The 14,876-nt window shown below is 49.1% G+C and carries 12 protein-coding genes; 8 read left to right on the top strand and 4 right to left on the bottom strand.

The genetic code is table 11. The annotated features are described in order from the left end of the window. Positions 1-188 precede the first annotated feature (188 nt). The 5 genes from GM154_RS08405 (at position 189) to GM154_RS08385 (ending at position 6,595) form a co-directional block, all read left to right on the top strand. A complete protein-coding gene (locus tag GM154_RS08405; protein WP_219651819.1) occupies positions 189-1,802 on the top strand; it encodes a DUF4214 domain-containing protein in 1,614 nt (537 codons plus the stop codon). Between the two features lie 93 nt (positions 1,803-1,895). Beyond that, complete coding sequence (locus tag GM154_RS08400) at positions 1,896-3,416, top strand: class I SAM-dependent methyltransferase (protein WP_219651817.1); 1,521 nt, start codon at positions 1,896-1,898, stop codon at positions 3,414-3,416. 117 nt (positions 3,417-3,533) lie between these two features. Next, positions 3,534-5,210 (top strand): DUF6311 domain-containing protein, encoded by a 1,677-nt coding sequence (locus GM154_RS08395; RefSeq protein ID WP_219651815.1) that lies wholly within the window; start codon positions 3,534-3,536, stop codon positions 5,208-5,210. Between the two features lie 126 nt (positions 5,211-5,336). Beyond that, entirely contained in the window at positions 5,337-6,260 is a 924-nt protein-coding gene (locus GM154_RS08390; RefSeq protein WP_219651813.1) for a glycosyltransferase family 2 protein, read from the top strand. Next, entirely contained in the window at positions 6,257-6,595 is a 339-nt protein-coding gene (locus GM154_RS08385) for a hypothetical protein (protein ID WP_219651812.1), read from the top strand. The genes GM154_RS08390 and GM154_RS08385 overlap by 4 nt, the downstream gene beginning before the upstream one ends. Before the next feature lie 60 nt (positions 6,596-6,655). On the opposite strand, the gene GM154_RS08380 is transcribed toward GM154_RS08385, so the two are convergent. Next, positions 6,656-8,014, bottom strand: coding sequence for a DUF4214 domain-containing protein (locus GM154_RS08380; RefSeq protein ID WP_258019761.1), 1,359 nt, complete (start codon positions 8,012-8,014; stop codon positions 6,656-6,658). A gap of 147 nt (positions 8,015-8,161) precedes the next feature. Between GM154_RS08380 and GM154_RS08375 the strand changes: the two genes are divergently transcribed. Next, the gene (locus GM154_RS08375; RefSeq protein WP_219651809.1) at positions 8,162-8,527 is read left to right on the top strand and encodes a VanZ family protein; all 366 of its coding nucleotides are present in this window, start codon (positions 8,162-8,164) and stop codon (positions 8,525-8,527) included. Here the strand turns inward: GM154_RS08375 and GM154_RS08370 are convergent. Next, positions 8,522-9,646 carry a glycosyltransferase gene (locus tag GM154_RS08370; RefSeq protein WP_219651807.1) on the bottom strand — a complete coding sequence of 375 codons (1,125 nt, stop codon included), beginning with the start codon at positions 9,644-9,646 and terminating at the stop codon, positions 8,522-8,524. The two genes, GM154_RS08375 and GM154_RS08370, sit on opposite strands and share 6 nt — an antisense overlap. Positions 9,647-9,655: 9 nt before the next feature. Between GM154_RS08370 and GM154_RS08365 the strand changes: the two genes are divergently transcribed. Next, positions 9,656-11,137 (top strand): MBOAT family O-acyltransferase, encoded by a 1,482-nt coding sequence (locus tag GM154_RS08365; protein ID WP_308460603.1) that lies wholly within the window; start codon positions 9,656-9,658, stop codon positions 11,135-11,137. A 9-nt stretch (positions 11,138-11,146) separates the two neighbouring features. Beyond that, entirely contained in the window at positions 11,147-12,136 is a 990-nt protein-coding gene (locus GM154_RS08360) for a hypothetical protein (protein WP_219651804.1), read from the top strand. A 7-nt stretch (positions 12,137-12,143) separates the two neighbouring features. Here GM154_RS08360 and GM154_RS08355 read toward each other — a convergent pair whose 3' ends face one another. Both GM154_RS08355 and GM154_RS08350 read right to left on the bottom strand, forming a co-directional pair. Then, entirely contained in the window at positions 12,144-13,334 is a 1,191-nt protein-coding gene (locus GM154_RS08355) for a glycosyltransferase family 1 protein (protein ID WP_219651803.1), read from the bottom strand. 8 nt (positions 13,335-13,342) lie between these two features. Continuing rightward, entirely contained in the window at positions 13,343-14,755 is a 1,413-nt protein-coding gene (locus GM154_RS08350; RefSeq protein WP_219651866.1) for a mannose-1-phosphate guanylyltransferase/mannose-6-phosphate isomerase, read from the bottom strand. Between the last annotated feature and the right edge of the window lie 121 nt (positions 14,756-14,876).

The raw sequence follows: 14,876 nt of genomic DNA, 5'->3' as shown, positions 1-14,876 counted from the left end.
TGTCAGCCGACTCGCTAAGACCGTTTATCAGGATGAGCGAACTCGTGAGTAAACGCTGATATCGAAACGAAACCCATCATGGGGGCTTCGCCCCAACAGTTGGGGTGAGGCGACAAGCAAAGGCCGACGGGCCTTAACCCTTCCGGAATGCTTGTAGTCGAATTCGACAATTTAGGAGATGCAAGGAAATGGCTGTAACTGCTAATCAGGTACAAGAACTTTATCTGGCCTACTTTGGTCGTCCTGCTGAGCAAGCGGGTCTGACATACTGGACGGCTGACGCTAACGCTACAGTTGAAGGTATCAGCGCCAGCTTTGTACAGCAGCCTGAATATACTGACGTATATGGTGGCCTGACTCGCGCACAATTGATCCAGAACCTGTATCAGAATCTTTTTGGCCGCAATGCTGACAGCGCTGATCTGGCTTACTGGAACAACAGCACTGACGTCACTCCAGACCAGCTGGCTCTAGCGCTAGTTAATGGCGCTCTGGGTACTGACCGTCTGTTGCTGGACAACAAGGTTCAATACGCCCAGGTTGTAACTGCACAACAAGGTCCTGAAGGTACTGCTGCAGGCGTTGCTGATTTTTACAGCGCTCAAGAAGTAAACGGTCAGACTCTTCAGGAGTACGTTACTGCTAACACTTCTGCATCAGTTACAGCTAGCCAAGCGGCCGCACAGTTCTTTAGTCTAGCTACTACCGCTGCTAACGCTGCCGTTACTCCAGTAATTACTGGCAATACTGCAACTGATGTGACTGTAAACTTCCAGGCTCTGACTACTGGTACTATCACTCTTGATCGTGCTGCTGGTACTCACACAGCTACTCTAGACGCCGCTAACGCAGCTACTGACTTGACTGTTAAGGGCTCTATCAGCGCTGCCGAATCGCTGAAGATCGTTGAGAGCACAACTGACGACTCAGTTGTTACTACTCTTCACGTTAATGCCTCTAGCAGTGCTGCTGCCAATGCAACTGCTGCGGACAAGACTTTGACTCTGGATGTAACTGACCTTGACGCTCTAACCAGCATCGACGGCGCTGCTTCCACTGCCAACCTGAACCTGGGTGACCTGTCCGGTCTGGCTTCTCTGGCCAATGTAACCACTGGTGCTGGTGCTGATACACTGACTGTTGCTACTACAGCTACTGATGCAGTTGCCCTGACTGTTGATACTGGCGCTGGTAACGATACTGTAACTGCTACTGTTGGTACTGCAGCTCTGACTGTTAACACTGGCGCTGGTAACGATACTATCAACGCTACTACTGGTGGCGCAGCTCTGGTTATCAACGCTGGTGCAGGCAATGACATCGTTAACTTGACCGCTGTTACTGCGGGCAATGATGTAACTGCTGCTCACACCACAACCATCACTCTGGGTGACGGCGCTGATGTTCTGAATGTTCTGAGCTTGGCCAACCTGGGCGGAAAAGACGGTGCGTTTGCTGTAGACACTGCTGCTCACATTACTGCTGCTAACGCTGCTGTTGCTGAAGATCTGGTAACTGTTACTGACTTCAACGGCTCTCAGGATCGTTTGGTTCTCTCCAGCGGTTACACTGCTCTGAACAATACTCAGAACGCTGCTGTTACTGGCGCTGCCTCTTTGGCAGAAGCACTGAACGTAGCTGCTGGCTTCGCCAATGGTTCTTCTACCGCCTTCCAGTTTGGTGGTAATACTTACGTGTTCACTGACGGTGGTACTGCTGGCAGCCTGAGCTCTGGCGACGGCGTAATCGAGTTGACTGGCTTCACTGGCCAGCTGACCGATGCCAACTTTGCTCACGCCTAATTAGGTATTGAGTAATAAAAACGGAGGGCTAAGAGCCCTCCGTTTTTTTTTGCCTATATTTCTTGGAGTTTTGCTAAGTAAAGAGGGGATGGCATGTCAGGATGGAACTCAGGTTATGTTGTCGATGTAGATTACACCCATGGTTTTTACGCAGAGTTATCGCCCGCACATCTCTCATTAGTTAGCCTTCTATCAGGCAAAGCCAGCCATGAGGCCAGCTTGAAAACCTACTGTGAGCTAGGCTGTGGGCAGGGTTTTACAGCCAACACTCTTGCGGCGAGTAATCCTGCTGTTGAGTTTTACGCTACAGACTTTAACCCGTCACATATTGCTGGCGCCCAGCGGCTAGCTGACGAAGCAGAGCTCAAGAATATCCATTTTTACGAATCCAGCTTTGATGTATTTTCTGACGAGCCCAGCCTTCCGCAATTTGATTTTATCGTTTTGCATGGCATTTATAGCTGGGTGGCAGCTGAGCATCGGCACAGCATCATTGAGTTCATCCGGCGAAAGCTAAAGCCTGGTGGTCTGGCTTATGTCTCCTATAACGCCTTGCCTGGCTGGTCTGCGGCTGCGCCAATGCGGCATCTGATCTACCTTCATGGCAAAGGAGAAGCCTCAACTGCACGAGTAGAGTCTGCAATTGGCTTCATGGAGCAACTAGAGCAGGCGAACGCTGCGTATTTCCGAGCAGCACCCCAAGTCAAAGCTCGCCTTGAGCAACTCAAAACGCACAACCCGCATTACCTCGTACATGAGTATATGAACGAGGTCTGGACCCCTTTTTATCACTCGGACGTAGCCAAGGATATGCGTAGCGCCAAGTTGACCTTTATAGGCTCGGCTGAGGTCCTTGATTACGTCGATGCCGTGAACTTGACGGCCGAGCAACAGACGCTATTGGCTGGTCAACCTGATCCTACGCTTCGCGAGACCATACGGGATTACATTATTAACCGGCAGTTTCGAAAAGATGTATTTGCCAAAGGCTGCCTTGCTCTGACCCCGCCGGAACTGCTGCAAAAGTGGATGAACGCGCGCTTTGTGTTGACCAAGCTACGCAGTGAAGTGCCTGAAAAAGTAAAGGGGGCGCTAGGAGAGGCCACTCTCCATGCATCCATTTATGATCCTATTCTCGATGCGCTGGCCAATGGACCAAGAACGGTTCAGGAGCTTTTTGCCTTCCCTAGTATTGCACCTTTGGGCTGGGCTGCCCTGCAGCAGGCATTAACGATTCTGGCTGGCGCAAACCATATAGCGCCTTGTCTGGATATGACTGGCGATACCGAACGTGCCAGCCGGACCAGACCATTCAATCTTGCTGTCATGCGGCGCGCCTGCTTTTCCGAGAATTTACAGTACTTGGCTTCTCCCATCACTGGTAGCGGTTATCGCCTGGGTCGTGCTGATCTCCTGTTCTTGCTTTGCCATGAGCAGAAGCATAAGGCGCCTGAGCGATTTGTATGGGATCTTTTCAAAGGCCAAAACCAGCGCCTGCTTAAAGACGGTAAAGTGTTGGACAGTGAACAGGACAATCTGGTTGAGCTAAATGCCCGTTACGAAGCATTTCTTGCCAAGCGGTTACCTGTCTTGCAGCAACTGGGCATTGCCTAAAGAAAGTCCAGTCGGCTCGGCCTGACTGCGCTTTGGATATTCGTTCATGGCGCAGCAGGTTGCTCAAGATTTCTATAAAATCCGCTTTCCATAAAAAGCGGGCAGGGCCCAACGCATATGCAGATACGGACAGGCTGGCTGGCGATACTGGATCAGCCGCTTACCAGGGACCGTTATTACGGTTTAGCCTTTTTAATTGCCCTGATATATACCTGCCATGTTTTCCCGCTGAGCTTTTTCACAGGAAGCTCCGGCTTCTGGTTCGATACCCGCACCGATCCTACTCAGCACATCACTGGAATGTGGGCGTTTGCACAGGATGCCTGGCATTTTCCCTTGCTTTATACCGATCTGCTTAACGCACCGCAGGGCGTCTCGGCAGCTTTTACCGATAGCATTCCGCTTGCCGCTATTCCATTCAAATTTATCTACAAGTGGCTTGCTCCAGACAGTCATTTCTTTGGGGTCTGGATGTTGGGCTGCTATGTGATGCAGGGTATAGCTGGAGCCTATGCTGCAGCTTCTTTCAAGGCACATACATTGAGTGCTGCCATTGCCGGCACGCTGTTCGCAGTGATGATGCCTTCGCTGATGATCCGCATTCCCCACGCAGCATTAAACGCCCAGTTTCTATTAATTTTTATGCTGGCATTCTATGTACGGCTGCGGCGAGGCGAGCTGTCTGGGCGTGGCTTTTTGCTAGCCGGTGGCAGTTTGCTCTTACTGGCGGCTACGATTCATCCCTATCTTCTAGCGATGCTCTTTCCGCTATACGCTGTAGCGCTTCTGGCGGCCCAGCTTTCTGGCTCAATGATTTCTTGGCGCGGTACTTTTGCAGGTCTTTTAGTCCCGCTGCCTCTCTTGTTTGCGGTGCTTTATTGCCTGGGTTACCTTTCGCTGGCAAAAGGGCTGCCTCCGCCAGAAGGAGGGTTTATAGAATCCTCCATGAATTTGCTGTCACCTTTGTTAGGTACGCAGTTGGCGCCTAGCGTTTTCCTACCCTCAAAAGGGATAACGCTTGATGCTACCGGCATGCAGATTGATGGCCACAATTATTTAGGTGTCAGCCTACTACTAATGCTGATCTACCTCATTATGTTCCATACCAAACAGCTATTGATCAGCCTGCGTAAACATTGGCTAATGGCGCTATTGATGCTTGGGCTGACGCTCTATTCATTATCCAATCGCATCTACTTAGGTAGCACCGTTGTTGCCGAATATCCACTGCCAGGGTTTATGGAGCCTTTGACACATGTGTTTAGAGGTTCTGGACGCTTTTTTTGGCCAGTCGGATATGCATTACTTATAAGCGCGCTGGGGCTCTTTTTATGCCGGGCTCATCCAGGGTATCGCTTGATATTATTGCTGCTCGTTGTGCTGCAATATATCGATACCCGTCATCACAGGGGATATCTTGCGGAGGCAGCAGGTCGTCAGCCTTATTTTGCTTACGATCGTAATGAGTGGGACGCCCGTGTGGCGAATGCCCGGCAGGTTTATTTATTGCCTACCTATGGGTGCGGGGGCTCAGGAACCGACGCGTTATTCCTGCAGTATTTCTCTGCCCTTCATGCCGTTCCGTTAAATACAGGCTTTATTGCCCGTGTCGTCACTGCCTGTGAGGATAAAGCTTCAGTGCTTGATCGGCCTCGCCAATCAAAAGAGTTGTTCATTTTTGGTCATGGTACTCAGAACAAAGTACCCCAAGAGCGGATTGAGCACGCCATGCAAGGGCATTATGCGGAATGGTGCCAGGAAGAGGCGATAGGTACTGTATGTACAGTACCTTGATGGATATAACGGTACATCCGGCTCGATGCAGAGCAAGCATATGCGATTGATATGACCGGTGATTCTCTGCGCTATCGCATGGCATGCTAGTAGATAATCAACAATGAACATAAAAGCGAGTGACGTGTGCTGATAAGTCTTGTCGTTCCAGCCTATAACGAAGGGCGGCAACTCATTGCTAACCTCAAGCAAATTCTGGCGGCTGCTGAGCCATGCGGGCATGATCTGGAGCTGGTTGTCGTAGACGATGGCTCACGTGACGATAGCGCCGCGCAAGTCGCACAGCTGGCCATTGGGGATAGCCGAGTCCGCCTAGTTGCGTTTACACGTAATTTTGGCAAGGAAGCTGCCGTTTATGCTGGTTTGGAGCATGCTCAAGGTGAGGCCGTCATCGTACTGGATGCAGACTTACAACATCCGCCTCGGTTAATTTCACAAATGGTGCAGGAGTGGGAGGAGGGGGCTCAGGTCGTTGAGGCAGTAAAGCAAAAGAGAAACGATGCTTCAAAGTTGGATGCCTGGCTGGCTAAAGGCTTTTATAGCTTTTACCGCAAGCTTTCTGGTTTTGATATTGAAGGTCATTCAGATTTCAAATTGTTGGACAGGCAGGTCGTTGACCTATATTTGCAATTACCTGAGCGCTATCGCTTTTTCCGAGGCTTGGTGAACTGGCTAGGCGTAGACGGTGCGGTCATTCACTTTGAGGTTGAGCCCCGGGCGGGTGAAGCAAGCCGTTGGAATAAAGTCAGTCTGCTGCGCTATGCACTCAATAACGTGACCGCTTTTTCTGCCTTGCCATTGACTATTGTTACATGGCTTGGCTGCTTGACACTGGCTGTAGGGTTTGCCCTGCTTGTAATCAGTCTTTGGCAGAAGATAACAGGTTCTGCTGAGGAAGGGTTTACAACAGTCAACGTGCTTTTGGTATTGGTGGGCGGTTCCATCATGACCAGCTTGGGCATCATTGGCCATTATGTCAGCAAGATCTATCACGAGATCAAGGGGCGGCCTATTTATATCAAAAAGGTCCCAAGGCGGAAGCGCTCATGAGGCAGCTCTGGCTTATTGCTCTGGCAATTCTCTTGAACGTAGGTGCTCAACTGTCTATTAAATTAGCAGGGCGAACAGGTGTTCCAGCATCAATCTTTCAGCAGATATTAAATCCTATGCTGATATTTGCTGTATTCCTATATGGGCTAAGCTTTGTCTTAACAGTACGTATTTACTCAGTAAACGAACTATCTGTTGTAGCGCCTTTTATGGCCGCTTGTACTTTTGTGCTTATTTATATGGTTGGCTATTTCGCGTTCGGCGAGCCGCTTACCCTGTCCAAATCTGCCGGTTTGGCATTTATTGCGGTAGGGATGTTTTTCTTGCTACGTTAAGATTTACATAGGCGCCTCTGATCGCTAGAAGAAAGGCGCCTTATTTAAGCTATAAGTTTTCTATACCCACTCGCTGTGCCCAACAAGCTGAATGAACCCTGAGTTACCTTCGGTAATGGTCTGGTTTTCAGCAGAGTCAGAGAATGATAATAATACATCAGCTCTGGTCTGATTGTTTGCCAAATCACTTAGCCAGTAATCAATGCCGGATGTTTCGCCTGTGCGGCCAAGGATGTTCGCATAAAGTTGCGTTACATAGTCACGGTTATCAGCTGCATTAAAGAGACTCTTAAACTCACTGGACTGAGTAAAAGAGTTTGCTATTCCTGCGGCAGAAACGCCATGGGCATTATCATTTAACCAATATTCTAGTCCAGCGGTATCGGGCGTCCTGTGAAAAGCAGCGTTATAAAGCCTAGCAACTTGGGCTTGATTTTCATCAAGGACATAAAGGAGTTTATCGGAAAAGTCTAGGATATTAATATCTTTCAATGATAACTTAAGACCGCCTGCGATTGTGCTGTCTAAGTGTAAGATATCTGGGCTGGAGCTATCGATATAGCGCTGATAACTAGTGGAACTGCCGTTTAGATATAAAACATCACGGCCACTGTAGCCATAAAAGCTACCTGAGTTATCGCTATTCAGTGAAATACGGCCTTCCATAAATACATCATCATATTGGCTTCCGCTATTCACACCAGGACCTACAGGTCTTTGCTCGTTCCCGTCTAGCAAATAATCGTTTGCTTTTATTGCCTGATTGTACCAGGCCCAATTTCCACCACCAAAAAGGCCAGCGTAAACGGACATGGTGTCCGCTTCATCTCCTCCTGAAAGTACTCCGCGGATCGTTGGTATCCCATTGCTATAATCAAGTAACGGTCCGCCCGATGCTCCCGCCCCTAAGCCGGCATCTACTTCATATAATGAGTAACCATAGCCAAGCGTCGAGTATGCATTTGCATGCTCCTCCATAAGGCCAGTACCCACTGCAGGATATCCAAGCAACGTTGCTTGAAAGTCTGTTGCCTGGTTAGAGACATTTAGTATCCCTGTTAAGGCGCCCAGATTGACGTTGAGGTTGATCAGGGCTAGGTCATGCTCAGACTCATCTGGGCTGAGTAGGCCGTTATGATTGGTGTCCCAATTGCCCGTACGGCCTGTCCAGCTTGTGGCAGAATAAGTGCCAAGTGGTGCAGAAAATGAGTATTGGTCGATATCTGCCCCTGGGCTTACCAATACCTGAGTCGCCCACCCGCCATGCGAGTCATCATAAACAACATGCAAAGCGGTGAGCACATCATTCGCACCTACCACGCTGCCTGATCCTCGACTGGCTGTACCGTCAGGCCAAAGAGTTTGAATGAAACAAACGGATTGATATGGGGGGATGCTGCGGTTGGTAATTTCTATCATGATGTATTGCTTGTGATACAGACAAAGACAGTCATGATACTTGATGGCGCTCGACAAGCTTTCGCGCTCATCTGGTTATAACACCCATCTGTAAGTGTTATTGGTTTGCCTGTATCTTTTCAGGTTTTGGACCGCTTAGGGGGTCGCTTGTTATTTTTAGGGCTGGCTTGGCTTGTTTTGGCTGCTTGTATTGCAGCAGGGTGTTTTACGCCTGCTCATCGTCTGCCTACATGGTTGCCTAACGACAAGCTCCTGCATTTTGGCGCTTATTTCGCTCTGGCATTCCCAATGGCCTTTGTTACCCAATCTTGGTCAAGGCTACTACTCATCGCAATTGGACTTTCAATTGCCGGGTTTCTAATCGAGATCGTACAGCGGTACATTCCCGGGAGGGATTTCTCCATTGCTGATATGGTTGCTAACACCGGCGGTGTGGTGATGGGGATAGGGGCAGGATATATGTGTCTTGCCTTACACCAAGCCTTACCTGATTCATTGGGTACACTTTTATAGATTTGACTGGTGTGAGTCCAAGGCTTTTTGATAGCACTCCTCTAGCTTTTTGCCCATCTGCCAACTTTGGAAATGAGAGAGGAAATGCTTACGCGCGGCGATCCCGAAGCGATCCCGGAGAGCACTGTCATTCCACAGTTGTTGTAGGGACATGCGCAAGGCTTCGACCGTTGGAGGTACGCACAGCCCCGTTTCACCATTGAGGTTTATCTGGTTCATGCCAGAACCGATATCGCAGCATAGTAAGGGCTTTCCATACATGGCCCCTTCCAGCAAAGCTATGCCAAACGCCTCTGACCGTAAGTGAGAGGGGAAAACAAACGTCTCACATTGCGCATAAAGGGCTGACAAATTGGCTTCGTCCTGCCGGCCAAGGAAATGACAGTTTTTCAAGCCAAGGCGTAGAGCCTGCTCTTGTAGTGTAGTGCCTTCGGGGCCATCACCTACAATCGCTATGGGGTAATCAAGGCCAGCAAGTGCATCAAGCAGGAGGTGCAGGCCCTTGTAATAACGGAGTACGCCTACAAAAAGTAAATAGCGTGGACCAAGACGCTGGCGCCAATGACTTAGAAGCTGGGGCATTGGTTTAGGGTAACTGCTTTCATCCAGCCCGTACGGAATCACTTCTGTTCGGGAGGTAAAGGCTTTAAGTATCTCGCTGCTTTTTCGGTAGGGCTCCGTTGCTACGATAATGCGCTCGGCTCCCTTTAGGAAGTGATGCATTAAAGGTTGATAAAGCTTGAGCAGGTATTTCTGTTTAACGATATCGGAATGGTAACTTACTACATAAGGAAGCCCGGGCCTGCAAAGCACCTGCATAAGGTCCATAAACGGCCATGGGAAGTGGTAGTGAATAAGATCCGCTTGGCGGGCCAGCTTATTAAAAGCCTGGAAGGCTGTTAGCGACATACCCGTTGAGGCAATATCTAAATGTTGCTGCACACGGTATGTAGGCGTGCCGTCTACCTCCACGCACTGAGGCTGTGGATGTGTACTTAGTGTCAGAATCTGATTTTCCACGCCCAGCGGAGTGGTCGCTCGACACATTTGCCGGATCACTTGTTCAATGCCGCCGTGAGTATCGGGCAAATACGTTTTAAAGACGTGCAATATGTGCATGGAATATAAGTGCGCCATGTCCAAGGCGCTCTTCATCAAATGGGCGCGGGAGCATACCATAGCCAGCTTTGCCTAGCTTGCGCCGATAGCGAACCCTCCATGATCTTTAGTTCATTCTCGTTTTTGCTGCTGTTTTTACCGTTGAGCTGGCTCGGGTTTGCTTTGCTCCGTGGTTGGCCGAAGCGGTGGCCGGTTGTGTTTCTTACGGGGGCGTCCTGGATTTTTTATGCCTTATGGGACTGGCGTTATTTACTATTACTTTGGGCCTCGATGGGGGTTAACTACGTAATCGGGATTCAGGTCTGGGCTAGTCGACGACGTGCCTGGCTGATTGTTGCGTTGATCTTCAATCTGGGTGTTCTGGCTTATTATAAGTACCTAGGCTTCTTCGCATCGATTTTTGGGGTGCAATGGGCTGGAGAGTGGGTATTACCGCTAGCGATATCCTTTTATACATTCCAGCAGATCGCCTGGCAGGTCGATCTGCATAGGAAGCGCCTTTACAAGCCTGGAACGTTTAGTGATTTCGTCCTATGTGTAAGCTTTTTCCCACACCTTATAGCCGGGCCGATTTGTCGTCCTTCGAGTATTCTTCCCCAAATTGAGCAAGGCTTTAAGAAGCGACCTTGGGCGTGGCAGTTAGGCTTCACCATATTGTGTATTGGTTTGGCTAAAAAAGTGCTGCTGGCGGACAGCATCGCTCCGGGAGTGGATGCGCTATTTGCAAAATCCCAAGTTGGCGTTCTAGAGGTAATGTTGGCTGCACTTGGTTACGGAGTTCAGCTTTATTTCGATTTTTCCGGATATGCCGATATGGCTATCGGGTTGGGCTTGATATTTGGGATCAAATTGCCTGTAAACTTTCGATCACCTTATCGAAGTCTGTCCATTATTGATTTCTGGCGGCGTTGGCATATTTCGCTTTCAAGATTCTTGCGGGATTATTTGTATGTACCTTTAGGTGGTAGCCGCCAAGGGTATCTAAGGCAGATGCTCAATCTTATGATCACTATGCTGCTAGGTGGACTTTGGCATGGTGCTGGGTGGAATTTCATCTTATGGGGAGCTCTACATGGCGTCTTTTTATGCTTGAACCATCTCTGGCGGCGCTTTTCTCCCTGGCGCTTACCAGCGTCTATAGCGCTAGTTATTACGCTTTTTGCTGTCATGCTGACATGGGTTCCTTTTAGGGCGTCTGACCTGAGCCATGCCATTGACTTTTATAAAAGCTTGATAATATGGGGAGAATGGCGGCCTGTTTTAGATGCGCGGCTATTAATGGGCGAGCTACTTCGCTTACAGATAATAGAAGGTCTATGGTTTGCTGCGCCATTTTTACTCCTATGCACGTTGGTTGCGCCACGTGGCTTGCCTTTCGTCTTGAGGCTCTCTCCGCTATGGAGAGGTCTGGTTAGTTCTGTACTGTTGCTGATGGTCCTTAAAGCACTGATAGCAAAACCTGATCGAGCCTTTTTGTACTTCAATTTTTAAGGCTGTGACATGGCAAGGCGTACGCGTCATTTTGGTTTGGGCCTTTTCGTGGGCGGCCTGCTTTGGGTAGGAGCCTGGTCTGCTCTACTGGTGGGCCAGTTAGGCCATCCTTTTGTTAATAACTTATGGGTTGAAGGTGCTTATGCTAAAAAGCTTGCTCGAGCTGCATCTATTACGGAGCCCAAGATAATTGTTGTTGCCGGCTCAAGTGCAATGTTCGGGGTCAATACCAAGATGTTGGAGCAAGCATTAGGGCGTCCTGCTGTTAACCTGGGCGTCAACGCTGGCATCCTGAGTCCGTATCTACTCATATATGCTCGCCAGGCGATTCATCCTGGGGACTGGGTTATTCTTCCTTTAGAGTATCCCCTCTACCATGACCGTTACGAAGTCAATCAGGTCTATCAGGATTACTGGCTGAGCCACCCTGTTACCTATGGACTGAATGCATGGCGTTTAATACAGTTGATCGCCTCTACGCCGCTAGAGCGTGTAGCTCAAGGATATCTAGGGGTGCCAGAAGGTTTTACTGTCGCTGGGCTTTATGGTGCGCACAACCTTGATGACTGGGGGGATCAGTTAATTAGCCGTCGCGCGGAACGCTCAGAGGCATTTTTCTCTGGTGCTCAAAGGTCAGCTATTCAGCATTACGGCGCACAGGCTAATTCGTACAACGGTAGCTGGGCGCTTTGGCAGACGTTTGCAAGCGAGGTTAATCAGCGTGGAGGTTGTGCAGTATTTTTGCCTGCTCCTATGCTTGATCGTCCGGATTATCACTCTGATCCTGTTGAGCGTAATTATTACGAGTCGTTACCCGACAAAGCTCGTCAACATGGTTTAAATTATATTGGCGAGCCATTTGATTTTTTACGACCAGAAAATGACTTTTTCGATACTAATTATCATTTGGTAGATGAGGCGCGTTTGGATAATACTGCGCGCATTATTGAGCAAGTGAGGCCACTATTAAGCAATGGTTGTAAACGATTTGATCAATAGACGCCCGCTAATAAATAACATATTCATAATCTGTTTGGGCAGCCTTTAAACTTTTTACTAGGGCTTCACAACGTTGCTTCCAAGACATTTCCTCTGCACGTTGGAGTCCCAATTTACGCATAAGGTTCTGGCGGCTAGTGTTCGTAAGAACCTCTGCAATAGCCAGCGTCATGCTTTGAATGTCGTAAGGGTCGATCAATATCGCTGCATCCCCTGCAACCTCAGGCATTGAGCTGCAATTTGATGTGATGACAGGACAACCTGTCGCCATGGCCTCAGCGATAGGCATGCCATATCCTTCATAAAAAGAGGGATAGACCATTAGGCTCGCATTTGCATATAGCGAGGGAATATATGCCTGATCAACATAGCCTAGATACAAAAGCTCACCTGCTTCACGTAGATGGCTGATCAGCGCATTTAGTTCCTCTCCATGCCAACCCGGCGCTCCCGCCAAAACCAAAGGATATGTTTGCCGCATTGCCTCAGGAAGCTGAGCATAAGCCTTCAATAATCCACTGAGGTTTTTACGGGGTTCAAGCGTAGCTATTGAAAGGATGTAGCGCTCAGGAAGAGCATAGGTATCGCGACATGCCTGACGCTGAACGGCATCAATTGTTATAAATGTATCTGCAACACCCGGGCTGACCAAGTCGATAGGCTGCTTTGGCTCTAGCTCATCAATCAGCTCTTGGCGAGTGAAGTTTGAAATGGTAATGAGACGGGTCGCCTGAGCCAGTGTTTGAGGTAAAAGTCGACTCATCTCGACAATGCGAGCCCTTGGGTGCATTTCTGGATGACGAATATGAGAAAGGTCGTAAAGTGTTGAAATGCAAGGCCCTTGAAAGGGCAGTAGGAAATATCCGGGCTCCCAATAAACATAGCCTTTCAAGGTAGAAAGGTGGGGCTTCAAGCGATGTTGTAGTTGTAAGCGGTAAAGGCGGCGCAAAAAAGAGCGGTGACCTAACCAGCGACGCAGTTTCCCGCCGCGCACCTGCGCAGCGGACGGGGATTCCTGGGAGTTGAGCCGACTTACTAGCTCTGCAATTGTTATTCGATCCAAAAAGCCTTGGTCACCAAATCCTTTGATGTCTTCAATTTCTGGATGATTTAGTAGCTGCTCAAGTAACTGGAGTGTATAGCGACCGATTCCGGTTAATGGCGGCTTTAAGACATTAACAGTAACAAAGACCTTCATTCTGTGGCTTAAACCTTTTCTAGGCGGCCGTAGCGGTCATCGAAGCGAACAATATCGTCTTCGCCGAGATACGAACCTGATTGCACTTCGATCAGCTCCAGCGGTACTTTTCCGGGGTTTTCCAGGCAATGAACGACACCAACTGGAATATAAGTAGACTGATTCTCTGTTAACAGGATGGTCTTATCGCCACATGTTACTTTGGCAGTTCCTGAAACGACGATCCAATGCTCGGCTCGGTGATAGTGCATCTGGACAGACAAACGTTCACCTGGCAGGACACTAATGCGTTTAACTTGGTGCCTTGGTCCGTTATCAACGCTGTCGTAATGTCCCCATGGCCGAGCGACCAGAGGATGATGCTGATATTCCGGGCGCCCTGCCTGCTTAAGCTGGTCAACTACCTGCTTGACCTGTTGGGTGTCCTCTCGTCTGGCAACAAGAACGGCATCCTTGGTTTCTACAACGACAAGATCCTCAAGCCCAACGGTCGCTACTAAACGATGCTCTGCATGAATCAAGCAATTGTGTGACCCCAAGTTAATGACATCACCTTGAATAGTGTTACGCGACTCATCATGAGGGCTAACTTCCCAAATAGCGGACCAGCTACCGACGTCACTCCACCCTGCATTAAGTGGAATGACATAAGAGGCCTCGGTGCGCTCCATAACAGCATAGTCAACCGAGTCTTCAGGGCAGGCAGCAAAGGCGCTTTTACTGACGCGGATAAAGTCATGATCAGTGCTCCGCTGATTAAATGCTTCTTTACAAGAGCGATAAATGTCCGGTCTGAAGTGCTTCAGTTCCTCAAGGTAGCGAGAGGCTTTAAACATGAACATCCCGCTATTCCACAGATAGTTGCCTTCAGAGATATAGCGCTCGGCATTGGACTGATCGGGCTTTTCTATAAAGCGAGTGACTTTGTAGCCAGCCGTAGAGGGTTCACCATATTGAATATAACCAAACCCTGTTTCTGCATGCGTTGGGGTAATACCAAACGTTACTAGGTTGCCGTTTTCAGCTTCTTGGCGCGCCTTTTTTACCGCTGCGTGAAAGGCCGTTGTGTCGTGAATATGGTGATCTGCGGCCAAAACGAGAAGAATAGGATCTTGCGCTTCGGATAGGCCTGCTAATGCAGCTAAAGCAATTGCTGGGGCAGTGTTGCGGGCCATTGGTTCTAATAGCAGCTTAGTATTCTGGAAGCCCGCTAAACGAAGCTGCTCTGCTACCATAAATCGGTGATCTTCATTGGTCACAATTAGCGGAGCGTTATGTTCTAGTCCGTCTAAGCGACGCAATGTCTGAACAAGCATGGAGTCGTCACTGCCAATGGCAAGAAACTGCTTTGGGTGAGCTTGACGAGACAGTGGCCACAGGCGAGAGCCGCTACCGCCTGCCATGATGACTGGAATGAACATAGAGTTTCCGTGAGTGGCTATAAAAAGAAACGCATTATCCGCAACGACAGCCATTAGTCCATCGCCGGAATATCTTTTGGTGAAGCGCTAGGAGCATTGGCAGGGCTGAAGAGATGAATGG

This window comes from Pseudomonas sp. MAG002Y (assembly GCF_019400845.1).
Classification (GTDB): Bacteria; Pseudomonadota; Gammaproteobacteria; order Pseudomonadales; family Pseudomonadaceae; genus Chryseomonas; species Chryseomonas luteola.
This window is presented reverse-complemented; position numbering and strand designations above follow the sequence as displayed.